Genomic DNA, 26,324 nt, shown 5'->3' with positions numbered 1-26,324 from the left:
GTAGACGACAATCGAGCGAAAAATAATTAAATTCCGAGCGCTTTTTTACCGGCGTTAATTACCTCGATAATTTTATCGGTGTCATAAATACAGCCTTTCCAGGTGCCGCCGCTCACCGACTGTAATGCCGCCCACAGGCGGGTGTCGTCCGGCAAAAAGTCGTGGGCGTGCAGGTCCGGATGCGTCTGCCGCCGTGCCAGCTCGCGCCCGCCCTCCTCCGGCGTCAGCGGGTTGTCCAACGTGCCGATAAAGTTCACGCTGCCCGTTAACGTCAGTCGGTCGACGGCTATTTCGATGATGTCGTTATCGCGCAGCTTGCCAATCGGCCCACCCGCCAGCGCCTCCGGCGAGACGTGGCCGAAGCAGGCGCCCGTCGACACGCCCGAGAAGCGCGCATCGGTGATTAACGACACCGTCTTGCCCCACGAGATATGCTTCAGCGCCGAAGTAAGCTGGTAGGTCTCCTCCATACCGGTGCCGGACGGCCCGCCGCCGATCACCACCATGATATCGCCCTGCCTGATCTCTTCCCGCTTGATGGCCTTGATCGCCTGCGCTTCCGAGACAAACACCCGCACCCGGCCGGTGTGGCGGTAAACGCCATCTTCACCCACTACCGACGGGTCGATCGCCGTGGCCTTGATCACCGATCCTTCCGGCGCGATGTTGCCCGTCGGGAAGCAAACCGTCGAGGTCAGCCCTTTCGCTTTTGCCTTCTCCGGCGGCAGGATCACGTCATCCGGATCCACGCCGTCCTGCGCGCGCAGGCACTGGCGGAAGCGCTTACGGCGCTCGGACGCCTGCCACCAGTCGAGGTTATCGCCCACCGTCTGGCCGGTGACGGTCATGGCGTCCAGATGCAGCAGGCCGAGATCGCGCAGGTGGAGCATCACCTCCGGCACGCCGCCCGCGAGGAACGCGCGCACGGTCGGGTGATAGTCCGGGCCGTTGGGCAGCACGCTGACCAGGCGCGGCACCCTGCGGTTAACGCGCGTCCAGTGCTCTACGTCCGGGATCGTGCAGCCCGCCGCATGGGCGATGGCCGGAATGTGCAGCAGTAAATTGGTGGAGCCGCCGAACGCCGCGTGGATCACCATGGCGTTTTCGATGGCTTTATCGGTGAGGATATCGCGCGTGGTGATGCCGCGGTTATCCAGCTCGCTCACCGCGCGCGCCGAATGGCGGGCGATCTCCAGCCACACCGCCTGTCCGGACGGGGCCAGCGCGGAGTGCGGCAGCGCCAGCCCCAGCGCTTCCGCAACCACCTGCGAGGTGCCCGCCGTGCCGAGAAACTGACACCCGCCGCCAGGCGAGGCGCAGGCGCGACAGCCCAGCTCGGCGGCCTCCTGCAAGGAGAGTTCGTGATTGGCGAAGCGCGCGCCGATGGTCTGCACCTTGCCCGCGTCTTCACCCACGGTAGGCGGCAGCGTCGCCCCGCCCGGCACCAGAATGGTTGGCAGGTCGTGCATCGCGGCCAGCGCAATCATGGTGGCGGGCAGCCCTTTATCGCAGGTGGCGACGCCAATCACCGCCCGGCGCGTCGGCAGGGAACGGATGAGGCGGCGAAACACGATCGCCGCGTCGTTGCGGTACGGCAGGGAGTCGAACATGCCATGCGTGCCCTGCGAGCGCCCGTCGCACGGATCGCTGACGAAGGCCGCAAACGGGATCCCGCCGTTGCGGGTGATCTCCTTCGCCGCCGCCTGCATCTGCATGCCGATTTCCCAGTGCCCGGTGTGGTAGCCCAGCGCAACCGGTCGTCCGTCCCCGGCGCGGATGCCGCCCTGAGTGCCGATAATCAACACCTCTTTGCCGGTGAGCTTGTTGGCGTCCCAGCCCATCCCGGCGTTCTGCGTCATGCCGAACAGGTTGCCGCTGGGGGATTCCATCAGCATCTGCGGGGTCAGCGGTAGCGCCCCCTGCGGCCCCGCCGCGTGGGTGATCACCGCGTAAAACGCATCGTCCTGCGGGGTGAAAATTTTCTCAATGGTCATGGTAATCGTCCGGCTCAGCAGAGCTTGAGCTGTTGCAGCAGGGTTTTCAGCTGCGCCTTACGCGGCGCGTCCAGCGGCGAGGCTGGCGGCAGCACGTGCGTAGAAATCGGGCGGCCGCAGAGCACGATCGCCTCTTTAATCACGTTCACAAACGGCGTATCCAGCTGATACATCTGCGGTATTTGCAGCAGGGTCTGATGATACTCAGCCGCCTTCGCCACGTCCTTATCCCGCCAGGCTTTCAGCAGGTTCACCGACACCTGCGGGGCAAAGTTGCCGCTGGCCGAGATCGCCCCGTCGCCGCCGAGCAGCAGGGTATTAAACAGATGATCGTCGTAGCCGCACAGCACGGTGAAGTTCGGGTGAGCGGCTTTGACGGTATGGATCATGCTGCGCAGGTGGGCGACGGAATCGATGGTGTCTTTGATGCCGATAATGTTGCTGCGCGAGTCGGCGAGCGTTTTGACCAGTGCCGGGGTCAGATCCTGCCCGGTCAGCGCCGGGAAGTTATAGAGCATCACCGGCAGCGTGACGCTGTCGGCCACCTGCTCGAAATAGCGGATCAGGTTTGCTTCCGACACTTTCCAGTAGTAAGGGTTGATCACCACGATGCCGTCCGCGCCCGCCTGCTGCGCGTGCTGGCTCAGCTCAATGGTTTCCCGGGCGTTGGTGCCGCCGGTGCCGATCAGAACCGGCACGCGACGATCGACATGATCGATCGCAAACCGGGCAATGGTTTTACGCTCTTCGGCGCTGAGCTGGGAGAACTCGCCGCCGCTGCCCAGGAAAAACAGGCCGTCGACGCCTGCTTTAATCAGATCGTCGATCAGCGCGGCGGTACCCGGTTTATCGAGCTGGCCGTCGGCGGTAAAGATGGTGGAGACAGGGGGAATGATTCCCGTGAACAACGCGGACTGCGGCATGAGATCTCCTTACTGAATCATTTTGTTCTACATTATAGAACAGCGTTCATTAATTTAACGATCATACTATGACGCAGAAAAAGCGCAGGTAAATGAGAGATGAAGAGGGAGTGCGGGAAGTTTAAGGTGGATCACATTATGCGAAGGTGCGATCTGGTTCCCTCACCCTAACCCTCTCCCAAGGGGAGAGGGAACTTTTACACCCTCTCCCCTTGGGAGAGGGCCGGGGTGAGGGGTTACTCTACCAGCATCTTCACCACAACCTTACGCACCTGCGCCGGCGCTCCCGCCGCGCACAGCGGCTTATGCACTTCGCCCGGCCAGAACACTACAAAATCCCCTTCGCTCAGCACCACGGTTTTCTCCTGCTCGCCTTCCGGCAGGAACGCGATGTCTTTGTCCGCCAGCCAGTCGGTGTCCGGCGTACCGTGCGGCAGGGTACTGAAGGTCATCCCTTCCTGACCTTTTAGCACAATCTGAATATCCAGATAGCGTGCATGGTATTCAGCGCGACGCTCGGCGAACGGCTGGGTCATGTCCTCCGAAACCAGATAAAACAGGCTGTTGCCATTGATGTCGTGCTTACCGGTCGGCGTTGCGTCGGTGACGTGGGCCTTAACGTGCTCAATGGCCTGGCGCAGCTCTTCTGGCAACCAGGACTGGAGATGATGAATATTGCCAATAATCATGATACAACCCTCAGATTAAAACATTGTTTCATTTTTATGTTTTATACGAGAATTGCCTCTTCCATACCAGCCCTTTTTTGACAAGATTTGCGTCAGCGCATGTTTATCGGGAAATGTGTTAATCCACTGTTAATTGCACACAGGCATTTATGCAGTGGTTATGCATAACCTCATTTCATGCACTTTGCACATAGGATCTAACTCACTGAATTTAAAACATAACTCACAAAACCTGTTGGTGTATCACACTTTACCACTTTGGTTATTTCCTTTAAAAATCCATAATTATTTATTGATTTCTCTTAAGTGAAAAATAGTTAACTGTCATTATTGCATAGCTATTCCCGTGACAACATTTTATCCATTAAAATCAACAGCATAACTAAATATTTCAAAGCGTGTGATTCTACAAAATAATAACAACTTCAAATATTGCCACCCGTTCCTGCTTAGCTATTCATCCCTTAATAATATGAAATTAATCATTATCTGATACGAATCATGCAATTGAAAATAAACTGCTCAATATCGGTTTTCGCGTGAGCAATGTCACAATAACCATTATTTAAGCGCCTACTATAAATCACGAAATCAATTGAGCTTAGCCGCCATGAAATTAAACACATCACATGGCGCATGCCCTTTTTATTCTGAAAAACTGTTAAAGGAATAATTATGGAAAAGCATTACGTCGGTTCTGAAATTGGTCAATTGCGTAGCGTTATGCTGCACCGCCCTAATTTAAGTCTGAAACGCTTAACGCCCTCAAACTGTCAGGAGCTGCTTTTCGATGACGTGCTCTCGGTTGAGCGGGCGGGTGAGGAGCATGACATTTTCGCAAACACGCTGCGCGAGCAGGGTGTGGAAGTCCTGCTGTTGACCGACCTTCTGACACAAACCCTTGATATTGCAGAAGCAAAAGCCTGGCTGCTGGAGACGCAAATCTCCGACTATCGCCTCGGACCAACCTTTGCCGGCGACGTGCGCGGCTGGCTGGCGGATATGCCGCACCGCGAACTGGCGCGTCGTTTAAGCGGCGGATTAACCTACGGAGAAATTCCGGCGGCCATTAAAAATATGGTGGTAGATACCCACACGGCGAATGATTTTATTATGAAGCCGCTGCCGAACCATTTATTTACCCGCGATACCTCCTGCTGGATCTATAACGGCGTCTCTATTAACCCGATGGCGAAACCAGCCCGCCAGCGTGAAACCAATAACCTGCGGGCAATATATCGCTGGCACCCGGCGTTCGCCGACGGTGATTTTATTAAGTATTTCGGCGATGAGAATATTAATTACGACCACGCCACTTTAGAAGGCGGCGACGTATTAGTCATTGGCCGCGGCGCGGTACTGATCGGCATGTCCGAGCGCACGACGCCGCAGGGCGTGGAGTTCCTCGCCAACAGCCTGTTTAAACATCGCCAGGCCGAGCGCGTGATTGCCGTTGAGCTGCCGAAACACCGCTCCTGCATGCACCTCGACACCGTGATGACCCACATCGACGTAGACACCTTCTCCGTTTACCCGGAAGTGGTGCGCAAGGACGCCCAGTGCTGGACGCTCACCCCGGACGGACGCGGCGGCCTGCTGCGCACGCAGGAAACCGACCTGCTGCACGCCATCGAGAAAGCGCTCGGCATTAACCAAGTGCGCCTGATCACCACCGGCGGCGACGCCTTTGAGGCCGAACGCGAGCAGTGGAACGACGCCAACAACGTGCTGACCATCCGCCCCGGCGTGGTGATCGGCTACGAGCGCAACGTCTGGACCAACGAGAAGTACGACAAAGCGGGTATCACCGTGCTGCCGATCCCCGGCGACGAACTCGGACGCGGCCGCGGCGGCGCGCGCTGCATGAGCTGCCCGCTGGAACGCGACGGAATTTAAAGGAGCCATCATGGAACGAAAACCCACTCTGGTTGTGGCGCTGGGCGGCAACGCGCTGCTCAAGCGCGGCGAACCGCTGGAAGCAGACATCCAGCGCCAGAACATTGCGCAGGCCGCCCGCACCATCGCCGGGCTAACGGCGCAGTGGCGCGTGGTGCTGGTGCACGGCAACGGCCCGCAGGTCGGGCTGCTGGCGCTGCAAAACAGCGCCTACGACAAAGTGACGCCCTACCCGCTGGACGTTCTCGGCGCCGAAAGCCAGGGAATGATCGGCTACATGCTCCAGCAGGCGCTGAAAAACAATCTGCCACAGCGTGAGGTGAGCGTTCTGCTCACCCAGGTGGAAGTGGACGCCGCCGATCCGGCCTTCAGCAACCCGACCAAGTACATCGGCCCGGTCTACAGCGAAGCCCAGGCAAAAACGCTGGCCGCGGAGAAAGGCTGGGTGTTTAAGGCCGACGGCAGCTACGTCCGCCGCGTGGTGCCCTCTCCGCAGCCGAAGCGCATCGTCGAGAGCGACGCCATCACGGCGCTGATCCAGCGCGACCACCTGGTGATCTGCAACGGCGGCGGCGGCGTGCCGGTAGTGGAACACGCCAACGGCTATCGCGGGATCGAGGCGGTGATCGACAAAGACCTCTCCGCCGCCCTGCTGGCAAGGCAGATCGAGGCCGATGCCCTGCTGATCCTGACCGATGCCGACGCGGTGTACCTCGACTGGGGCAAGCCGACCCAGCGTCCGCTGGCGCAGGTGACGCCGGAACTGCTCAGAGGCATGCCGTTCGACGCCGGATCGATGGGGCCGAAAGTGGCCGCCTGCCGCGAGTTCGTTGAGGCCTGCAACGGCATTGCCGGGATCGGCGCGCTGGCCGACGGCGCGGAAATCCTGGCGGGCGAGAAAGGCACGCTGATTCGTAACTGAGCACCCGTTTCCCCTCACCCTAACCCTCTCCCGAAGGGAGAGGGAATGTGATCCCCCTCTCCCCGTGGGAGAGGGCCGGGGTGAGGGCATCAGACAGCTAAATTTAAAAAGGATTTACCCATGACCATCAACCTGAAAAACCGCAACTTCCTGAAGCTGCTGGACTACACCCCGGCGGAGATCCAGTACCTGATTGACCTCGCCATTGAGCTCAAGGCCGCCAAAAAAGCCGGGCGCGAAAAGCAAACCCTGGTCGGGAAAAACATCGCCCTGATCTTTGAAAAAACCTCCACCCGCACCCGCTGCGCCTTTGAGGTGGGCGCGTTCGACCAGGGCGCGCAGGTGACCTACCTCGGCCCAAGCGGATCGCAGATCGGCCATAAAGAGTCGATGAAAGACACCGCCCGCGTGCTGGGCCGCATGTATGACGGTATCGAATACCGTGGCTACGGCCAGGCCATCGTCGAGGAGCTGGGCGAGTACGCGGGCGTGCCGGTGTGGAACGGCCTGACCGACGAGTTCCACCCGACGCAAATCCTCGCCGACCTGATGACCATGCTGGAGCACTCCCCGGGCAAAACCCTGCCTGAGCTGAGCTTTGCCTATCTCGGCGACGCGCGCAACAACATGGGCAACTCCCTGATGGTCGGCGCGGCCAAAATGGGGATGGATATCCGCCTCGTCGCGCCGAAATCCTTCTGGCCGGAAGCCGGTCTGGTTGAGCAGTGCCGCGCCATCGCCAAAGAGACGGGCGCGCGCATCACCCTCACCGACGACGTGGAAGAAGGCGTGCGGGGGACCGATTTCCTCTACACCGACGTGTGGGTCTCTATGGGCGAGCCGAAGGAAGCCTGGGCCGAGCGCGTCAGCCTGATGAAGCCGTACCAGATCAACGCGGACGTGATGAAGGCCACCGGCAACCCGAACGTCAAGTTTATGCACTGCCTGCCGGCGTTCCACAACGAGCACACCAAAGTGGGCCGCGAGATCGAGATGGCGTACGGCCTGAAGGGGCTGGAGGTGACGGAAGAGGTCTTCGAATCACCGAACTCCATCGTCTTTGACGAAGCAGAGAACCGCATGCACACCATTAAAGCGGTCATGGTGGCGACACTCGGCGACTAATCACCGCCCGGCGCGCCGCGAGGTGCGCCGGGTTGAGGAGAACATCATGGGCAAGTTCAAATTTCCCTCCGCTTACACCATTCTCTTTTTCCTGATTGCCGTGGTTGCCGTGCTGACGTGGATTGTCCCGGCCGGGCAGTACCATATGGCGATGAACGAGGCGCTCGGCAAAGAGGTGCCGGTTGCCGGCACCTACGCGCACGTCGCGGCACATCCGCAGGGGCTGGTTTCGGTGCTGATGGCGCCGATTGCCGGGCTGTACGATCCGGAATCCGGCCAGGCCGGGGCGATCGACGTGGCGCTGTTTATTCTGATCATCGGGGGTTTTCTCGGGATCGTCACCAAAACCGGGGCCATTGACGCGGGGATCGAACGCGTCACCACCCGGCTGCGCGGACGCGAGGAGTGGATGATCCCGATCCTGATGGCGCTCTTTGCCGCAGGCGGCACGATTTACGGTATGGCCGAAGAGTCGCTGCCCTTCTATACCTTACTGGTGCCGGTAATGCTGGCGGCGCGATTCGATCCGGTTGTCGCCGCCTCCACCGTGCTGCTCGGGGCGGGGATCGGCACGCTGGGTTCCACCATTAACCCGTTTGCCACGGTGATCGCCGCCAACGCCGCCGGGATCCCCTTTACCAACGGCATCGCCCTGCGCGTGGCGCTGCTGGTCATCGGCTGGATCATCTGCGTGGCGTGGGTCATGCGCTACGCCCGCAAGGTGCGCAAGGATCCGTCGCTGTCCATCGTCGCAGACAAGCAGGAGGAGAACCTCACCCATTTCCTCGGCAACAAGGGCGAGCAGTCGCTGGAATTTACCCCGGTGCGCAAAATCATCCTGGTCATTTTCGCCCTCGCCTTCGCGGTGATGATCTACGGCGTGGCGGTGCTGGGCTGGTGGATGGCGGAGATCTCCGCGGTGTTTCTCGCCAGCGCGATTATCGTGGGGCTTATCGCCCGCATGAGCGAAGAGGAGCTGACGTCGACGTTTATCAACGGCGCACGAGATTTGCTGGGCGTCGCGCTGATTATCGGCATTGCGCGCGGTATCGTAGTGATCATGGATAAGGGCATGATTACCCACACCATTTTGCACAGCGCCGAGGGCATGGTCACCGGGTTGTCGACGGTGGCGTTCATCAACGTGATGTACTGGCTTGAGGTGGTGCTGTCGTTTCTTGTGCCTTCTTCGTCCGGCCTGGCCGTTCTGACGATGCCGATCATGGCGCCGCTTGCCGATTTCGCTAACGTCAACCGCGACCTGGTGGTCACGGCTTACCAGTCGGCGTCCGGCATCGTTAACCTGGTCACTCCCACCTCTGCCGTCGTGATGGGCGGGCTGGCTATCGCCCGCGTGCCCTACGTGCGCTATCTGAAATGGGTCGCGCCGCTGCTGGGCATTTTAACGGTGGTAATTATGGTGGCGTTAAGCCTGGGCGCCCTGTTGTAATTTGCCGGATGGCGCTGCGCTTATCCGGCCTACGGATCGGTGCAGTGCCACCGGTTATTTCGGGAACTGATAGGGAACTATGATGGATTACGAAGAGTACTCTCCCAAAGAGCAACTACAGCTAACGGTCTGCCAGCGTCTGATCGCAGAAAAGAGCTATCTCTCTCAGGAGGAGATCCGCCGGGATTTGCAGGAGCGTGGTTTTGAGACCATCAGCCAGTCCACCGTTTCACGTCTGCTCAAGTTGCTCGGTGTCATAAAAATTCGAAATGCCAAAGGGCTAAAGATTTATTCGCTGAATCCCCAGCTGCGCCCTGCCCCCGACGCCGCGCGCACCGTCTCCGAAATGGTGGTGAGCGTGGAGCACAACAGCGAATTTATCCTTATCCATACCGTCGCCGGATATGGCCGCGCGGTGGCGCGTATTCTGGATTATCACCAGTTACCGGAAATTTTAGGCGTAGTGGCCGGAAGCAGTATCGTCTGGGTCGCCCCCCGTTTCGTGAAGCGCACCGCGCTGGTGCATAAGCAAATTAATTATTTACTCAGAACGCATTAATATTCATAAAGAACCGTTTGCATTGAGTAAAGCGTGCATTAAATCGCTTGATCCCAAAAGCGAGCTGCGTATAATGCCCGACAATTTGCCGGGAGGAAGCATGGTCAAGCGTGTACGACATATCGTCTTACCGCGTCTGAAATCAGACGCTGGCCTGCCGTTTTTCTTCCCGTTGCTAAACCTATTCCCAGAGCCCCTCATTTGAGGGGCTTTTTTTTGCCCGGCGTCAGGAGATAAACATGAATCCGCTTTATCAAAAACACATCATTTCCATAAACGACCTCAGCCGCGAAGAGCTGGAACTGGTTCTGGAAACCGCGGCAAAACTGAAGGCCAATCCGCAACCGGAGCTGCTGAAGCACAAGGTGATTGCGAGCTGCTTCTTCGAAGCCTCGACCCGCACCCGCCTCTCCTTTGAAACCTCCATGCACCGACTGGGGGCGAGCGTGGTGGGCTTCTCGGACAGCAGCAACACGTCGCTGGGCAAAAAAGGCGAGACCCTGGCGGACACCATTTCGGTTATCAGCACCTACGTCGACGCGATTGTGATGCGCCACCCGCAGGAGGGCGCGGCGCGTCTGGCGACCGAGTTTTCCGGCGGCATTCCGGTGCTGAACGCCGGTGACGGTGCCAACCAGCACCCGACGCAGACCCTGCTGGATCTGTTCACCATTCAGGAGACGCAGGGCACGCTCGAGAACCTGAACATCGCCATGGTCGGCGACCTGAAGTATGGTCGTACCGTCCACTCTCTGACCCAGGCGCTGGCGAAATTTAACGGCAACCGCTTCTTCTTCATCGCGCCGGACGCGCTGGCGATGCCGCAGTACATTCTCGACATGCTGGACGAAAAAGGCATTCAGTGGAGCCTGCACTCCAGCATCGAAGAGGTGGTGGGCAACGTGGATATTCTCTACATGACCCGCGTGCAGAAAGAGCGTCTGGACCCGTCCGAGTACGCCAACGTGAAGGCGCAGTTCGTGCTGCGCGCCAGCGACCTCGAAGGCGCGCGCGACAACATGAAGGTGCTGCATCCGCTGCCGCGCATCGATGAGATCGCCACAGACGTGGATAAAACGCCGCACGCCTGGTACTTCCAGCAGGCCGGGAACGGCATCTTCGCCCGCCAGGCGTTACTGGCACTGGTTCTGAATCGCGAATTAGCTCTGTAAGGGGAGACGACCATGACACACGATAACAAACTCCAGGTTGAAGCCATCAAGCGTGGCACCGTGATTGACCACATCCCTGCGCAGGTGGGCTTTAAGCTGCTGACGCTGTTCAAACTGACCGAAACCGACCAGCGCATCACCATCGGCCTGAACCTGCCGTCGGGCGAGATGGGCCGCAAAGACCTGATCAAAATCGAGAACACCTTCCTGACCGACGAGCAGGTTAACCAGCTGTCGCTGTACGCGCCGGACGCCACGGTTAACCGCATCGACGAGTATGAAGTGGTCGGCAAATCCCGCCCGAGCCTGCCGGATCGCATCGAAAGCGTGCTGGTGTGCCCGAACAGCAACTGCATCAGTCATGCTGAACCGGTTTCCTCCAGCTTTGCAGTGAAAAAACGCGCCGATGACATCGCGCTCAAATGCAAATACTGCGAAAAAGAGTTTTCTCATTATGTGGTGCTGGCCAACTAATTGAGGTTGGTAATGAAATCCCGGCTGTTATAATGGCCGGGAACATTCTTAACGCTGTAATTCTGGAGAAAACATGAGCAAAGTACTCGCGACGGAAAATGCACCAGCGGCTATTGGCCCTTACGTTCAGGGCGTTGATCTTGGCAGCATGATCATCACTTCCGGGCAGATCCCGGTGGATCCAAAAACCGGCGCGGTGCCGGAAGATGTCGCGGCACAGGCGCGTCAGTCGCTGGAAAACGTGCAGGCTATCGTTGAATCTGCCGGTCTGAAAGTGGGCGATATCGTGAAAACCACCGTTTTCGTGAAAGATCTGAACGATTTCGCGACCGTTAACGCCACCTACGAAGCATTCTTCACCGAGCACAACGCCACCTTCCCGGCGCGCTCCTGCGTGGAAGTGGCCCGTCTGCCAAAAGACGTGAAAATTGAAATTGAAGCGATTGCCGTTCGTCGTTAATTCATTTCAGTTTAGACAGGGCAGCTTCGGCTGCCTTTTTAATTTCGACCATTTTTACTCTCTCCCGGCAATGACGCCTCCCCGCACCATTAATAGACTGACGCTGCCTTGTTATATTCTAATTAATGGATGAAGAATGAAACTCTCTAAAATTGCGCTGGCCGTTGCCACATTAACGGTTGCGTCTTCCGCACTTGCACACGGATATATAGAATCCCCCGCCAGTCGCGCTTATATGTGTAAGCTCGGCCAGAATATTGACTGTGGCTCCGTTCAATATGAACCGCAGAGTGTTGAAAAAACCTCCGGCTTTCCGACGGGCGCGATGCCGCCTGACGGCCAGCTTGCCAGCGCCGGTATTGCCAGCTACTCCCAGCTTGATAAGCAGAGCCTGAATGCCTGGACCAAAAGCCCCATGACGGCAGGCCCGCATGAATTTGTCTGGCACCATACCGCGCCGCATAAAACCACCAGCTGGCGTTATTACATCACCAGACAAAACTGGGACCCCAATAAGCCGCTGACCCGCGACCAGTTTGAATTAACGCCGTTCTGTACCATAAACGGCAATGGTCAGGCACCGGCGATGACCAAATCCATGACCTGTAATGTACCCGAGCGTACCGGCTACCAGGTTATTTATGGCGTGTGGGAGATTGCGGATACCGCAAACAGTTTCTATCAGGCCATTGACGTTGATTTCGGGAACGGCGGCAACGTTACCCCGGACGAAACGCCTGCGGTTGTGTCCGAGTGGAGCAAAACCCTGAGCGGCCAGATTGCCGGTAATAACCTGAACGTGGGCGATAAAGTTATCGCACGCTTCTTCGACGCCCACGGCGAAGTGACCGCCATGCGCACCGAGATGACCATCGGCTCTGCTGAACAAGGCGACGCTAACCAGTGGTCCTGGGATCTGGCGCAGAAGATCAACACCGCGCAGCACGACGTGCGCGTCGGCGTGAAGGATGAAGCCGGTGACATCAGCCCGGTTCACGGCGCCAACAGCGTATTCGTGAAAGACGGCAGCACGCTGCAGTCCGTTGCTATCTCTTATGAAGAGCAAAAAGCGCAGGTGAGCGAAACCATCGCCGTTACCGATCTGCAATACAGCAAAATCGAACATGGCAACGCGACCGTGACCTTCCACGTGAATACGCAGGGTGACGTGAATTTTGAAGCACACGTGATGAACCACCACGGTGCGGAAAAAGGCTACCTGAAGCAGGACATGAACAACAGCAATCAGGACGTCACTATGACCCTGACCGACGTGACCGCCGGCCACCACATGCTGAAATACTACGCGACCAATAAAGACGGCACCCTGTTCGCGCAGGACGTCCTGAACCTGATGCTGGAAGGCGATGCCGCTGCGGATAGCACCGGCCACCACGACTTTACCTTCCCGGACAATATCGCGTCGTACAAGGCAGGTACCGTGGTGCTTCAGCCTAGAGACGGTAAGACCTACGAATGTAAGCCATTCCCGTACAGCGGCTTCTGCGTGCAGTACAGCCCAACCGCAAACCAGTATGAGCCAGGCGTTGGCGCACACTGGAAAGAGGCGTGGGTTCTGAAGAACTGAGTGGCCTTTATGCCCGGTGGCGCTGCGCTTGCCGGGCCTACGTGGTGTAGGCCCGGCAAACGAAGTGCCGCCGGGCATGTGTGTTACTGATTTCGCGTGGCGCGTAGCAGCGTCTCCAGCGGATAGACCGCCGCAATCACCACCTCATCCTGCACCTTCGCCGCGCTGTCCAGCTCGCTCTGGATCGACGCGATCTCTTTGTCGTCCAGCGTCCCCTGACGCGCCACCAGATCCGTCAGCCTCAGGCCAATCGAGGCCAGCTTATCCACCTCCAGAATGACCGGCTTAATGGCCTTCAGCTGATAGCTGTTTTCGCTCAAGGCCAGCACGTCGCTGGTGTTGTTCTGCCAGCGGTTAAAGACGTGGCGCAGCGCCTCGGCGCTCTCCGTGTCTTCCGCGTCGCTCACCAGGCGGTCCGCCCACTTGTGCATCTGACGCACGGTAGCGCTTTCGGCGTTCAGCGCATCTGCAAGTCTGTTAAGCGGCTCAAACTGATGGTAGTTTCCGGCCTGGAACTTCAGGTGCTGGCGGGTGTAATACTGGGCCGGCTCGAGCGCCTGAGCGAGGATTTGCAGCGGCAGGGTGTCGGCATTGTTAGCGAGGCGCGTGAACTGCACCTGCTGCTGGGTATGCTGCTGCAGCCCGACGGAAACCGTCGACCAGCTGTCCATCGCCTGCAGGCGGGTATACATGTTATCGACGTCGTTGACGTCCTGCGCGGACCACAGCCGCTCCGCCACCGCAAAGGCGCGCGGCCACAGGCGGATGTCCAGCACCGGCGCGACCACGTTTTCCGCCCACAGCGCGGCTTCGCCGCCGAGCAGGTTGGCCTGATTCGTCACGTCCGGCACGACCGGAGGGGTACCTTTCGGCACGTCGTCCAGACGCGCGCCGCTAATCGGGTAGCGGGTGTTTCCCACCAGGAAATAGCCGGTGAGTTTGTCGTTATCAACGTTGACCACCGGGCGCGTTTCACCCATCCAGGTGTCGACGGTAAAGGTCACCTGGTTGTCGTCGCGCCACTGAATGTTATTCACCGCCCGACGCGATTTCCCGGCAAAATCAATAAATCCGCGCCACCCGGCGTCGCCTTTCACCAGCGTAAAGCTGCCTTCCACCGGCTTGCCCTTCAGGCGCGGCATGGAGAAAGCCCAGCTCTGGGCGCTGTCGGTGTCCGCTATCACGTCCACGCCACTCAGCCCCTGCGGCACGATTTCGTTGCGGTAGTGATAGGCGGTGGACTGGGGCTGGTCGAGGTAGAAGCCGGTTGAGAGAATGCCCTTATAGCCGTTCTGCGCCACCTGCCCCAGTGCGTCCTGTCCCTGCCAGGACTGGATCAGAATGCTTTTCGGCAGATCGGGATGGTAGATCTCGTCCCAGCCGACCATCTGCCGGTGGTGCTTCTCAAGGATCGTCTCCAGCTTGCGGTTGAAATACGCCTGCAGCGCGTGGCTGTCCGCCAGTTTATTGTCGCGCATAAATCTCTGGATCGCCGCGTTTGCCTTCCACTGGCTGTCGTCCACCTCATCGCCGCCAATATGCAGATACGGATCGGGGAAGATCGCCGCCAGTTCGCTGACCATCGCGTCGGCAAAGGTGTAAGTCGCCTCTTTGGTGGGATCCAGCACAGGCTTCAGCACGCCCCAGTGGCGCTCCATAGCGTACGGCCCCGGCGCGCTCATCAGTTCTGGATAGGCGACGGCAATCGCTGAGGCGTGGCCCGGCATATCGATTTCCGGCACCACGCGTATGCCGCGTTCGGCAGCGTAACGCACAATCTCGCGCATCTGCTCAGGGGTGTAGAACAGCCCGTCGCTGGCAAGCTGGGTTAATTTTGGATAACGCTTCGAGGTAAAGCGCCAGCCCTGATCGTCAGTCAGATGCCAGTGCAGGACGTTGAGCTTGGCCGCGGCCATACCGTCGATCTGGCGTTTGATATCGGGTAACGGGATGAAATGGCGCGCCGAATCGAGCAGCAGCCCGCGCCACGGGAAGCGCGGCGAATCTTCGATGGTAACCCACGGAATCGAAGTGTTTTCGGCACCGTTCTGCATCAGCTGGAGCAAGGTTTCCATTGCGCGCAATGCGCCAAAGCGGGTGTTAGCGGAGATGTTCACGCCGTTGGCATCCACTATGAGTTTGTAGCTCTCATCGCTGTCCGGCAGCGGCTGCGGCTTCACCTTTTTAGCGATGGCGATACGGATGGTCGGCTTGTCAGGTTTTTCGGCCTGTGGCTGTAGCGTCCAGCCGGTTTGCAGCGCAATGCGCTGGCGCAGGCGGTTGACCGCGTCCCCCAGATCGTCGCCGCTGACGCTCACGGAGAGTTGATTGTTAAGCACCAGCGCGCCCTGCGTCGTCGGGCGTTCAACCTTCGCAGGCCAGGGCATCAGGGGAAGGTCGCCTGCCGGCGCGGCAAAAGCGGAGGCGCCGAGCATAAGCCCGGCGGTTAAGAGACTGTACCGTAACATGAATGTTCCTTATCTGACGGGCCAAATACAGGCAAAACATTCTGTTAACATGCGTACAAATTGTCGTCAAGCGAATGCGCCGACGGAGATCACAGGTTGTTGAATTTGGGAGGAAAGCCAGATGCCGGGTGGCGGCTTCGCCTTACCCGGCCTACGTTTGGATTGTGGCAAAATGAGCTTACTGCCACCCATATCGACGCGCATAGAATCCTTTCACCATCTGCGTCAGCACCATATAACCCGCAAGAATCGCCACCAGCCATGGGAAGTAGCTCAGCGGCAGCGCCTGCAGCTGCAGGTAGCTTGCCAGCGGTGAGAACGGCAGCGCGATACCCAGCGCCATCACAATGCCCGTCATTACAATCAGCGGCCACGCGGCACGGCTCTGGATGAACGGAATGCGGCGCGTGCGGATCATGTGCACAATCAGCGTCTGGGACAGCAGCCCTACCACGAACCAGCCGGACTGGAACAGCGTCTGGTGTTCCGGGGTGTTGGCGTGGAACACAAACCACATCAGGCAGAAGGTCAGAATGTCGAAGATGGAGCTGATCGGCCCAAAGAACAGCATGAAGCGGCCCAGATCGGCGGGGTTCCAGCGCTGCGGCTTCTGGATCTGCTCGTCGTCAACGTTATCAAACGGGATCGCTACCTGAGAGACATCGTACATCAGGTTCTGGATCAGCAGGTGCAGCGGGAGCATCGGCAGGAACGGCAGAAACGCGCTCGCCACCAGCACGCTGAAGACGTTACCGAAGTTGGAGCTGGCGGTCATTTTGATGTATTTGAGCATGTTGGCGAAGGTGCGACGCCCTTCGATGACGCCCTCCTCCAGCACCATCAGGCTCTTTTCCAGCAGGATGATATCCGCCGCTTCACGGGCGATATCCACAGCGCCGTCCACGGAGATGCCAATGTCCGCCGCACGCAGCGCGGGCGCATCGTTAATGCCGTCGCCCATAAAGCCCACCACGTGCCCTTCACGACGCAGCAGCGTCACAATGCGCTCTTTGTGCATCGGCGTCAGGCGGGCAAACAGCGTCGTGCGCTGGGCAAGCTGCGCCAGTTCGTCGTCGGTGAGGTGCTCAATGTCGCTCCCCACCACCACGTCGCCCGCGTCCAGCCCCACTTCGTGACACACTTTGGCCGCCACCAGCTCGCTGTCGCCGGTGAGAATTTTGACGGTGATGCCGCTCGCCTTCAGCGCCTTCAGCGCCGGTGCGGTGGTCTCTTTCGGCGGATCGAGGAATGCGATGTAACCCTCGAGGATCAAATCGGATTCGTCGATACGCTGATAGTCCCCCTCCCGCGCGGGCAGGAATTTGCTCGCCACCGCCACCACGCGCAGCCCCTGACGGTTCAGGTTGTCGGTGACGCGCTTGATGCGGCGCAGCATGGTGTCGTCCAGCGGCACGATCTCCCCGTTATGGCGCACCTGCGTGGAGACGTTCAGGATCTCCTGCAGCGCGCCTTTGCAGATCAACTGGTGCACGTCCGGCTGCTCGCTGACCACCACCGACATGCGGCGGCGCTCGAAGTCGAACGGGATTTCATCCACTTTCTGCCAGCGGCCGGAGAGCGTACGGGCGGCCTCCTCGTCCACGCCTTCCAGCACCGCCACGTCGAGCAGGTTTTTCAGCCCGGTCTGGTAGTGGCTGTTCAGCCACGCGCTGTGGAGCACGCGCTCGCTGGTTTTACCGGCGATGTCGGTGTGGTTCTCCAGCACGATTTTATCCTGCGTCAGGGTGCCGGTTTTATCGGTGCAGAGAATATCCATCGCGCCAAAATTCTGGATGGCGTCGAGGTGCTTGACGATCACTTTCTGTTTAGAGAGCTTCACCGCCCCGCGCGCCAGCGTGGAGGTAACAATCATCGGCAGCATTTCCGGCGTCAGGCCGACGGCCACGGAGAGCGCAAACAGCGCCGCCTCCCACCAGTCGCCTTTGGTGTAGCCGTTGATCAGCAGGACAATCGGCGTCATGACCATCATAAAGCGGATCAGCAGCATGCTGACGCGGCCAATGCCTTTCTGGAACGCATTCGGCTCGCTCTCCTGCTCGCTGACGCGCCCGGCAAGCTGTCCAAACCAGGTATTGCCGCCGGTGGCGGTGACAATCGCCTGCGCGGTACCGCTGACCACCGTGGTGCCCATAAAGCACAGGGTGTCGCACTCGAGCGGGTTCATCTGCTGCGGGTCGCGGCTGCGCGATACCTTCTCAACGGGCAGGGACTCGCCGGTCAGGGAGGCCTGCGCCACGAACAGATCCCGCGCCTGGATGATGCGTAAATCCGCCGGGATCATGTCTCCCGCCGCCAGCTTCACCAGATCGCCCGGCACCAGCTGGTCAATAGGCAGTTCCACCCAGGCGTTTTCGCCGAGGTCGTTAATCACGCGCGAGACGGTTGCGGTGTTGCTGACCATCGCTTTCAGGGCGTCCGCCGCTTTGGTGGAGCGGGCTTCCTGAATGAAGTTCAGCAGCGTGGAGATACCCACCATCAGGGCAATCACGCCCGCGGCAAAGAGATCTTCCGTCGCGTAAGAGATAATGCCGAGCACGGTCAGCAGCAGGTTGAACGGGTTGCGGTAGCAGAGCCACAGATGCACCCACCACGGAGAGGGCTTCTGCGCCGGGATCTGGTTATCGCCGTGCACGGCGCGGATTTTTTCCACTTCTGCCGCGTTCAGCCCTTCCGGATGGCCGCCAAAGGCGCGCCAGACTTCGTTTTCATCCATCGCCGCCACGTTCAGGCAGCGTTCGGTCAGGGACGCCGGGATCGCCGCTCCTGCCATGTTTTTGGCATTGGGCAGCGGGTCGCGCTGAACAAGACGGTGTGGCAGATGGCGGCTTAGCAGCGCCTGCAGCTGCCGGGTGATATTTTTAAACATAGACATTCCTCCGCATCCGCCAGGCGGACGCAGCATTCCCTTCAGGCGTGGCAAAGCCGTACCTGTCAGGCACTCAATTTTTCAAGCAGGAACGTTTAGGACGTTGCTGCCTCACATTACCGGTGAGACAGCAAAAGCTGGCTTACCGGAAAGAACAAATTCTCCCATTCAGGAGAGGTGCGGGATCGGGATCCATAAAGCCTCCGGTAAGTAAAAAACAGGGTGTCGCCGCGCAGTATAAAGATTTAAGCGTACCCTTTGTGACGATTCGGGCGGTATTATACGCGCCTGCAAATAAACAGTACGTAAACCAGACTTTGCCCATAGCGAAATCGCGCTATAGCATTAGGCTCAATTGACCATTTTGTCGTTGTTACAGGGAAAACAGCATGCAGAACCGCCTTACAATTAAAGACATCGCGCGTTTAAGCGGCGTGGGGAAATCAACCGTCTCACGCGTGCTGAACAACGAAAGCGGCGTCAGCGAACGCACCCGCGAGCGCGTTGAGGCGGTCATGAATCAGCACGGTTTTTCCCCTTCCCGCTCCGCGCGCGCCATGCGCGGGCAGAGCGATAAAGTGGTTGCGATCATCGTTTCGCGTCTGGATTCCCTCTCCGAAAACCTCGCCGTTCAGACCATGCTGCCTGCCTTCTACGAGCAGGGCTATGACCCGATCATGATGGAGAGCCAGTTCTCGCCACAGCTGGTGGAAGAACATCTCGGCATGCTCCAGCGCCGTAACATTGACGGCGTGGTGCTGTTTGGTTTTACCGGCATTGACGAGGAGATGCTGAAACACTGGCAGCCGTCGCTGGTGCTGCTGGCGCGCGATGCCCACGGCTTTGCCTCCGTCTGTTATGACGATGAGGGGGCGATTATCACCCTGATGCAGCGCCTGTACGAAGAAGGCCACCGCCACATCAGCTATCTTGGCGTGCCGCACGCGGACGTTACCACCGGCAAGCGCCGCCACGAAGCCTATCTGGCCTTTTGCAAAAAGCACAATCTCCCTGCCGTGGCCTCCCTGCCGGGGCTGGGCATGAAGCAGGGCTACGAGCAGGTCGCCAGCGTCCTGACGCCGCAGACCACCGCGCTGGTGTGCGCCACGGACACCCTTGCGCTGGGTGCCAGCAAGTATCTGCAGGAGCAGCGCATTGATAACCTGCAGGTGGCGAGCGTCGGCAGCACGCCGCTGATGAAGTTCCTGCACCCTGAAATTATCACCGTCGATCCGGGCTACGCCGAGTCCGGCAGGCAGGCCGCCGCGCAGCTGATCGAGCAGATCAACGGGCGGAGCGAGCCGCGCCAGATCGTTATTCCTGCCCGTCTCTCATAACCCTCCTGAATCGTTTATTGTGATCTTCGCCCGATTTCGGGAACGTTCCCATTTTCGCCGTCACGCTGAAGGAGTAGGCTTGCGCTCAGGTCATTACCCCCCTCAACATCTGTCATGAGGTTTCATGATGAGTAAAGTCAAACAAGCAGATATCGATCGGCTGATCGTCTTGGTCGGCGGCCGCGAAAACATCGCCACCGTCAGCCATTGCATTACCCGCCTGCGCTTCGTGCTGAACGATCCGGCCAGGGCCAACCCGAAGGCGATTGAAGAGCTTTCCATGGTGAAAGGCTGCTTCACCAACGCCGGACAGTTCCAGGTGGTGATTGGTACCGAAGTGGGCGATTACTATCAGGCTCTGCTGGCGACCACCGGACACTCTTCTGCCGATAAAGAGCAGGCGAAGAAGGCGGCGCGCCAGAATATGAAGTGGCACGAGCAGCTGATTTCCCACTTTGCAGAAATCTTCTTCCCGCTGCTGCCGGCGCTGATCAGCGGGGGCTTAATTTTGGGCTTCCGTAACGTCATCGGCGATGTGCCAATGAGCGACGGTAAAACCCTGGCGCAGATGTACCCGGCGCTGCAAAGCATCTATGACTTCCTGTGGCTGATTGGTGAAGCGATCTTCTTCTACCTGCCGGTCGGGATCTGCTGGTCCGCGGTGCGCAAGATGGGCGGTACGCCAATTCTCGGTATCGTACTGGGCGTCACGCTGGTCTCTCCGCAGTTAATGAACGCTTACTTACTTGGTCAGCAGGTGCCTGAGGTATGGAACTTCGGCCTGTTTACCATCGCCAAGGTGGGCTATCAGGCGCAGGTCATTCCGGCCCTGCTGGCGGGTCTGGCGCTGGGCTTTATTGAGACGCGTCTGAAGCGCATCGTGCCGGATTACCTCTACCTGGTGGTGGTGCCGGTCTGCTCGCTGATCCTGGCCGTCTTCCTGGCGCACGCTTTTATCGGTCCGTTTGGCCGCATGATCGGCGACGGCGTGGCCTTCGCGGTGCGTCATCTGATGACCGGCAGCTTCGCGCCAATCGGTGCCGCGCTGTTTGGCTTCCTGTATGCCCCGCTGGTGATCACCGGCGTGCACCAGACCACGCTGGCCATCGATATGCAGATGATCCAGAGCCTCGGCGGTACCCCGGTCTGGCCGATTATCGCCCTCTCTAACATCGCACAGGCCTCTGCGGTGACCGGCATCATTATCGTTAGCCGTAAGCACAACGAGCGTGAGATCTCCGTTCCGGCGGCCATCTCCGCCTATCTCGGCGTCACCGAACCGGCGATGTACGGCATCAACCTGAAGTATCGCTTCCCGATGCTCTGCGCGATGATCGGCTCCGGCCTGGCGGGCCTGCTGTGCGGCCTGAACGGCGTGATGGCGAACGGGATTGGCGTCGGCGGCCTGCCGGGGATCCTCTCCATCCAGCCTACTTTCTGGCAAGTGTTTGCCCTGGCCATGGCGGTGGCGATTATCGTCCCCATGGCGCTCACCACCGTGGTTTACCAGCGTAAGTTCCGTCAGGGCACGCTGCAGATTGTTTAACTTCATCTTTCGGGGCGCAGTTGCGCCCCTTCGCATTTGCAGGAACGCATTATGAATACCCTTCCTCACTGGTGGCAGAACGGCGTCATCTACCAGATTTACCCAAAGAGTTTTCAGGACACCACCGGCAGCGGCACCGGCGATCTGCGCGGCGTGACGCAGCGGCTGGATTACCTGAAAACCCTCGGCATCGACGCCATCTGGCTGACGCCGTTTTATATTTCCCCGCAGGTGGATAACGGCTACGACGTGGCGAATTACACCGCCATCGACCCGTCCTTTGGCACGCTGGATGATTTTGACGAGCTGGTTGCCGAAGCGCACGAACGCGGCATTCGCATCGTGCTGGATATGGTGTTTAACCATACCTCCACGCAGCACGCCTGGTTCCGCGAGTCGCTGAACAAAGAGAGCCCGTACCGCCAGTTCTACATCTGGCGCGACGGTACGCCGGAGCAGCTCCCCAACAACTGGCGCTCCAAGTTTGGCGGCAACGCCTGGCGCTGGCACGCCGAGAGCGAGCAGTATTACCTGCACCTTTTCGCGCCCGAGCAGGCGGATCTCAACTGGGAAAACCCGGCGGTGCGCGCCGAGCTGAAAAAGGTATGCGAGTTCTGGGCCGATCGCGGCGTGGACGGCTTGCGTCTGGACGTGATTAACCTGATTTCGAAAGATCAGGATTTCCCGGACGACACCATTGGCGACGGTCGCCGCTTCTACACTGACGGGCCGCGCATCCACGAATATCTCCAGGAGATGAGCCGCGACGTCTTCACCCCGCGCAACCTGATGACGGTGGGCGAGATGTCCTCGACATCGCTGGAGAACTGCCAGCAGTACGCGTCGCTCGACGGGCGCGAGCTGTCGATGACCTTTAACTTCCACCACCTGAAGGTGGACTACCCCGGCGGCGAAAAGTGGACGAAGGCAAAGCCGGACTTCGTGGCGCTGAAAACCCTCTTCCGTCACTGGCAGCAGGGCATGCACAACAAAGCCTGGAACGCGCTGTTCTGGTGTAACCACGACCAGCCGCGCATCGTGTCGCGCTTTGGCGACGAAGGGGAACACCGCGTTCACGCTGCAAAGATGCTCGGCATGGTGCTGCACGGCATGCAGGGCACGCCGTATATCTACCAGGGTGAAGAGCTGGGCATGACCAACCCGCACTTCAGCCGCATCACCGACTACCGCGACGTGGAAAGCCTGAACATGTTCGCCGAACTGCGGGCCAATGGCCGTGAGCCGGATGAATTACTGGCGATTCTGGCGAGTAAATCCCGCGATAACGGGCGAACCCCAATGCAGTGGGACGCGTCGCACAATGCGGGCTTTACCGAGGGCGAGCCGTGGATTGGGGTCTGCGATAACTATGAAACCGTGAATGCCCGTACGGCGCTGGACGACCCGGATTCAGTGTTCTACACCTATCAGTCGCTGATTCGTCTGCGCAAAACCCTGCCCGTGCTGACGTGGGGGGATTACGACGATCTGCTGCCGGAACACCCTTCCCTGTGGTGCTATCGCCGCCAGTGGCAGGGCCAGACGCTGATGGTGGTGGCAAACCTGAGCCGAGAGCGCCAGCAGTGGCAGCCGGACCCGGTCCAGGGCGCATGGCAGGTCGCACTCAGCAACTATGAGGACGTCCCCTCTCGTCCCGATACGCTGCAGCTGCGCCCGTTTGAAGCCATCTGGTGGGTGCAGGAATAAACGTCAGGAGATACAGCATGCTGTATCTCCTTTTTTATGTTTAGCGATACGCTAAATGTACGACGATAACTTTTACATCACGGCGTACCGAAAATAAAAATAGCCCTGCCAATTAAATAACCTCGGCAGGACATGATGAAAAAGACAATTATTAAAGTAACGTGTATTAGCGCATTATTATTGAGCACACAGGGATGGTGCGGAAATACGTCCGTCGACCTTCGCTTTGGCCATAATACGCGCTCTGACGTAAATGATTCTCGTATTAAGGTTATGCATCAGGCGGATAACGGTTTTTACTTCTCCGTTGAAGCCGCACAAAACCATAACGACACCTTTTTTGGTGATACCGACCGAAATAATCCCGATGACAAAGGATTAACGGAGGCGGCACAGGAGATTGAAACGCGCTGGCGCTTCAATCTGGGCAATGGCTTTGCCGTTGCGCCTGGCATGGTGACGGTTTTCACCCCCAGTAATACCCACTATCGCCCCTTCATTCAGGGCTGGAAAGCGTTCGATAACGGTCTGAACCTCTCTGCCCGTTACCGTTATAACACCATCAATGACGCGCACAGCGACAAAGAACTCGACGGCAGCGGCTATACCCGCCGTCAGTCACACCAGTTCGACATTTGGTTCGCGTACAACATTGGCAAATTCGGTATGTCCTACAACCCGCGCTTCCGCTGGCAGGATAATGTCGATCAGGGAACCGGGGATGATACCTACTGGGAGCATACCGTTGCGTTCAACTACCAGCTCGACGATGGCTGGACGCCTTACGTCGAGCTGGTGTCACTGGATAAAACCTATATCAACAATGACGGCAACCATGAAAATGATTATGCCGTACGTCTGGGGATAGTGAAGCAGCTCTGACGGCCTGACTACACCGTATCGTGCTGCAGCAGCCTGCAGCCGATACGGTCCACGGCGCTTAACAGTTCAAGCTGGCCCTCCCGCTGATACAGCGATACCGCGTTAATGTCGATCGATAACGGCCAACATAGCGTTGAGATTGACGCCAGCGTCGCCCCCTGACGGGTAATTGCAATAATCTTTAAGCCCTTGCGCAGCGCGTTTCGCGCCATTTCTATCAGCGACTGTGTCTCCCCGGATTTGCTGATCAGCACCAGCGTCCCCTTCGATACCCGTGTCAGCTGGTGCATGTCATTCAAAATAAGATGCGGCAGGCTCGCCAGCGATAAAAAGCGCGACAGGTAGTTGAGGCTGGTAAGCGAGGCGCCGCGTGCGTACAGATAGATATGGCTGGAATGGATGAGCAGCCTGGACACCTCCGCCACAATGTCGTCCGCCTGCGGACCCGCGTCGGGCACTGCAGGCGCAGGGGTAAAATGATCGCGTAAAAAACGATACCGAAGCTCGGTATAGCTTTTATACCCCATTTTTTTACACACACGATTAACGGATGTTGTCGTTGTAAAGGTATCACGGGCAATCTCTTTTGCCGAAATATTAGAAATATTACACGCGTGATGCTGAATGTATTCAAATATCAAGCGTTCACTTCCCTGGAATGAATTCATATATTACACCCTGTTTAATCCCGGCATGATATTAACACAACAGAAAAATAGTCTCTGGAAGGCGCTTCACACATTGCATTTACGCGTATCACGATACGTAATTAGTATTAGCAAACGTTAAAAACTGTTTTAGGTTCTCTTTATACTTTCCCTGTTTTCACATCCAGGGAATTATGACAATGACGAAACAGAAAGTTGTCGCGGTAACGGCCTGCCCGACGGGCATTGCACATACCTTTATGGCGGCGAATAAAATTATTGCATGGGCTAAAGAGCATAATATTGAGGTTAAGGTCGAAACGCAGGGCAGCGACGGCGTTAAAAATCGCTTAACGAAGCAGGATATCGCCTCCGCCACGGCCATTATTCTGGCAACCGACGTCCCCATTCAGGATGCCGAGCGCTTTGAAAACATTCCCCACCTTCAGACCCGCACGCAAGAGCTGATCAAGCATACCGATCGCTATCTGCGTCAGGCGCTTGCCATGGAAAAAAACGTCACGACTGTCGTACATGAAGACGAACTCCAGCCTTCGGCTTACCAGATTTTTATTGGCCATATCATGGCGGCCATCAGCTATATGCTGCCGGTGGTGGTCATGGGCGGGCTGATGATGGCAACGGCCAAAATTACCGGCCAGTTTATTAACATCGACCATTCGCCGTTCAGCGTGCTGGATAAAGTGGGCTTTATGACCATTAAGTTCATGTATCCGGTTTTCGCCATGTATCTGGCGTTTTCCATTGCCGGCAAACCGGCGCTGATCCCCGGACTTATCGGCGGCATCATGTCAGACGAGGTCTACAAGCGCTTCTTTGATATCGAAGGCTTTATGCCGTCCGGCTTTTTCGGCGCGATCGGCATTGGCTTTTTTGTGGGCTATCTGGTGCGCTGGCTGAATGATTCCATTCACGTCCGCCAGCAGCTCACGACCATCAAGACCATGCTGGTCGTCCCACTGATCACCGGCATTACGCTGGTGATGGTCATGGAATATTTGATTAACCCGATTTTCGGCTCGCTTAACCAGCTGATGGTGGTCTTTTTTACCTCGGCAGGTGACACCGGGCGCGGATTCTATTCCGCGATGATCGCCGCAGGCACCGCGTTTGACCTGGGCGGCCCGGTCAACAAGGCGGCAGGCTCAGTCGCGCTCGGCCTGAATGGCATGAGCGAAACGTTTGATCTCACCGCCCGCGAACTCTCCATCGTGATCCCCTCTATTGGCGTCGGCTTTGCCGCGTTCCTCAACGGCCGCTTTGGACTACCGGATGTTTTTAGCCGGGAAGAGAAAACCGTTGGCAGCACCTCGTTGCTGCTGGGCGTGATTGGGATCTCCGAAGGCGCGATCCCGTTCATCCTGAAAAACCCACGTCTGATCCCGGTGTTCATGACCGGTGCCGTCGCCGGCGCGCTGGTCGCCATTGCACTCGGCGTGAAGCAGACGCTGCCGCTGCCGGCCATCTGGGGCTGGCCGCTGGCAACCAACGTGGCGGGCTACCTGGCGAGCGTCTTTATTGGCGCACTGATTTGCGCCCTGGGCGTGCTTTACGTCAGCCCAAAGAACGCCAGCTAA

The 26,324-nt window shown here is 58.3% G+C and carries 21 protein-coding genes and 1 pseudogene; 15 read left to right on the top strand and 7 right to left on the bottom strand.

Going from position 1 to position 26,324, the window contains the following annotated elements:
* Window positions 1-26 precede the first annotated feature (26 nt).
* The 3 genes from yagF to IM314_RS08515 all read right to left on the bottom strand — a co-directional run bounded on the left by yagF (window position 27) and on the right by IM314_RS08515 (window position 3,606).
* Window positions 27-1,994: a xylonate dehydratase YagF gene (gene yagF, locus IM314_RS08525; RefSeq protein ID WP_193358603.1), complete on the bottom strand. Its 1,968-nt coding sequence runs from the start codon at window positions 1,992-1,994 to the stop codon at window positions 27-29.
* 14 nt (window positions 1,995-2,008) lie between these two features.
* Window positions 2,009-2,917, bottom strand: a complete 909-nt coding sequence (yagE, locus tag IM314_RS08520; protein WP_193358604.1) for a 2-keto-3-deoxygluconate aldolase — start codon at window positions 2,915-2,917, stop codon at window positions 2,009-2,011.
* A gap of 236 nt (window positions 2,918-3,153) precedes the next feature.
* On the bottom strand, window positions 3,154-3,606 hold the full coding sequence (locus IM314_RS08515) for a YhcH/YjgK/YiaL family protein (RefSeq protein ID WP_015572526.1): 453 nt from the start codon (window positions 3,604-3,606) through the stop codon (window positions 3,154-3,156).
* A gap of 675 nt (window positions 3,607-4,281) precedes the next feature.
* On the opposite strand from IM314_RS08515, the gene arcA reads away from it, so the two are divergent.
* The 5 genes from arcA (at window position 4,282) to IM314_RS08490 (ending at window position 9,558) form a co-directional block, all read left to right on the top strand.
* A complete protein-coding gene (gene arcA, locus IM314_RS08510) occupies window positions 4,282-5,502 on the top strand; it encodes an arginine deiminase (protein WP_008501384.1) in 1,221 nt (406 codons plus the stop codon).
* A gap of 10 nt (window positions 5,503-5,512) precedes the next feature.
* The gene (arcC, locus tag IM314_RS08505; RefSeq protein ID WP_193358605.1) at window positions 5,513-6,424 is read left to right on the top strand and encodes a carbamate kinase; all 912 of its coding nucleotides are present in this window, start codon (window positions 5,513-5,515) and stop codon (window positions 6,422-6,424) included.
* Window positions 6,425-6,544: 120 nt separating this feature from the next.
* Window positions 6,545-7,549 carry an ornithine carbamoyltransferase gene (argF, locus tag IM314_RS08500; protein WP_193358606.1) on the top strand — a complete coding sequence of 335 codons (1,005 nt, stop codon included), beginning with the start codon at window positions 6,545-6,547 and terminating at the stop codon, window positions 7,547-7,549.
* Between the two features lie 46 nt (window positions 7,550-7,595).
* Window positions 7,596-8,999 (top strand): YfcC family protein, encoded by a 1,404-nt coding sequence (locus IM314_RS08495; RefSeq protein WP_193358607.1) that lies wholly within the window; start codon window positions 7,596-7,598, stop codon window positions 8,997-8,999.
* 79 nt (window positions 9,000-9,078) lie between these two features.
* Window positions 9,079-9,558 (top strand): arginine repressor, encoded by a 480-nt coding sequence (locus IM314_RS08490; protein WP_193358608.1) that lies wholly within the window; start codon window positions 9,079-9,081, stop codon window positions 9,556-9,558.
* 3 nt (window positions 9,559-9,561) lie between these two features.
* Here the strand turns inward: IM314_RS08490 and IM314_RS08485 are convergent.
* A pseudogene (locus IM314_RS08485) lies at window positions 9,562-9,679 on the bottom strand (hypothetical protein).
* Here IM314_RS08485 and IM314_RS08480 point away from each other — a divergent pair.
* From IM314_RS08480 to gbpA, 5 genes are all read left to right on the top strand, one after another.
* Window positions 9,659-9,763: a pyrBI operon leader peptide gene (locus IM314_RS08480; protein ID WP_071524139.1), complete on the top strand. Its 105-nt coding sequence runs from the start codon at window positions 9,659-9,661 to the stop codon at window positions 9,761-9,763. The pseudogene IM314_RS08485 and the gene IM314_RS08480 overlap by 21 nt on opposite strands.
* 34 nt (window positions 9,764-9,797) lie before the next feature.
* Window positions 9,798-10,730: an aspartate carbamoyltransferase gene (pyrB, locus tag IM314_RS08475; RefSeq protein ID WP_193358609.1), complete on the top strand. Its 933-nt coding sequence runs from the start codon at window positions 9,798-9,800 to the stop codon at window positions 10,728-10,730.
* Window positions 10,731-10,742: 12 nt separating this feature from the next.
* The gene (pyrI, locus tag IM314_RS08470; protein ID WP_023310197.1) at window positions 10,743-11,204 is read left to right on the top strand and encodes an aspartate carbamoyltransferase regulatory subunit; all 462 of its coding nucleotides are present in this window, start codon (window positions 10,743-10,745) and stop codon (window positions 11,202-11,204) included.
* 73 nt (window positions 11,205-11,277) lie between these two features.
* On the top strand, window positions 11,278-11,664 hold the full coding sequence (gene ridA, locus IM314_RS08465) for a 2-iminobutanoate/2-iminopropanoate deaminase (RefSeq protein WP_047174643.1): 387 nt from the start codon (window positions 11,278-11,280) through the stop codon (window positions 11,662-11,664).
* A 136-nt stretch (window positions 11,665-11,800) separates the two neighbouring features.
* A complete protein-coding gene (gene gbpA / locus IM314_RS08460; protein ID WP_193358610.1) occupies window positions 11,801-13,252 on the top strand; it encodes an N-acetylglucosamine-binding protein GbpA in 1,452 nt (483 codons plus the stop codon).
* An 83-nt stretch (window positions 13,253-13,335) separates the two neighbouring features.
* On the opposite strand, the gene IM314_RS08455 is transcribed toward gbpA, so the two are convergent.
* Both IM314_RS08455 and mgtA read right to left on the bottom strand, forming a co-directional pair.
* Window positions 13,336-15,720 carry a beta-N-acetylhexosaminidase gene (locus IM314_RS08455; protein WP_193358611.1) on the bottom strand — a complete coding sequence of 795 codons (2,385 nt, stop codon included), beginning with the start codon at window positions 15,718-15,720 and terminating at the stop codon, window positions 13,336-13,338.
* 178 nt (window positions 15,721-15,898) lie between these two features.
* Window positions 15,899-18,607, bottom strand: coding sequence for a magnesium-translocating P-type ATPase (gene mgtA / locus IM314_RS08450; protein WP_193357696.1), 2,709 nt, complete (start codon window positions 18,605-18,607; stop codon window positions 15,899-15,901).
* Between the two features lie 389 nt (window positions 18,608-18,996).
* Here mgtA and treR point away from each other — a divergent pair, with 389 nt between their 5' ends.
* From treR to IM314_RS08430, 4 genes are all read left to right on the top strand, one after another.
* Window positions 18,997-19,944 carry a trehalose operon repressor TreR gene (gene treR / locus IM314_RS08445; protein ID WP_028015312.1) on the top strand — a complete coding sequence of 316 codons (948 nt, stop codon included), beginning with the start codon at window positions 18,997-18,999 and terminating at the stop codon, window positions 19,942-19,944.
* Between the two features lie 127 nt (window positions 19,945-20,071).
* Window positions 20,072-21,490: a PTS trehalose transporter subunit IIBC gene (treB, locus tag IM314_RS08440; protein WP_028015311.1), complete on the top strand. Its 1,419-nt coding sequence runs from the start codon at window positions 20,072-20,074 to the stop codon at window positions 21,488-21,490.
* Between the two features lie 51 nt (window positions 21,491-21,541).
* Window positions 21,542-23,197, top strand: coding sequence for an alpha,alpha-phosphotrehalase (treC, locus tag IM314_RS08435; protein ID WP_047364049.1), 1,656 nt, complete (start codon window positions 21,542-21,544; stop codon window positions 23,195-23,197).
* Between the two features lie 135 nt (window positions 23,198-23,332).
* A complete protein-coding gene (locus tag IM314_RS08430; protein WP_028015309.1) occupies window positions 23,333-24,079 on the top strand; it encodes an oligogalacturonate-specific porin KdgM family protein in 747 nt (248 codons plus the stop codon).
* Window positions 24,080-24,087: 8 nt separating this feature from the next.
* Here the strand turns inward: IM314_RS08430 and IM314_RS08425 are convergent, their stop codons facing one another.
* Window positions 24,088-24,747, bottom strand: a complete 660-nt coding sequence (locus IM314_RS08425; RefSeq protein ID WP_041911449.1) for a MurR/RpiR family transcriptional regulator — start codon at window positions 24,745-24,747, stop codon at window positions 24,088-24,090.
* Between the two features lie 179 nt (window positions 24,748-24,926).
* On the opposite strand from IM314_RS08425, the gene IM314_RS08420 reads away from it, so the two are divergent.
* Window positions 24,927-26,324 (top strand): PTS fructose transporter subunit IIC, encoded by a 1,398-nt coding sequence (locus IM314_RS08420; RefSeq protein WP_072058717.1) that lies wholly within the window; start codon window positions 24,927-24,929, stop codon window positions 26,322-26,324.

Source organism: Enterobacter cloacae complex sp. P42RS, assembly GCF_014930595.1.
Classification (GTDB): domain Bacteria; phylum Pseudomonadota; class Gammaproteobacteria; order Enterobacterales; family Enterobacteriaceae; genus Enterobacter; species Enterobacter bugandensis.
This window is presented reverse-complemented; position numbering and strand designations above follow the sequence as displayed.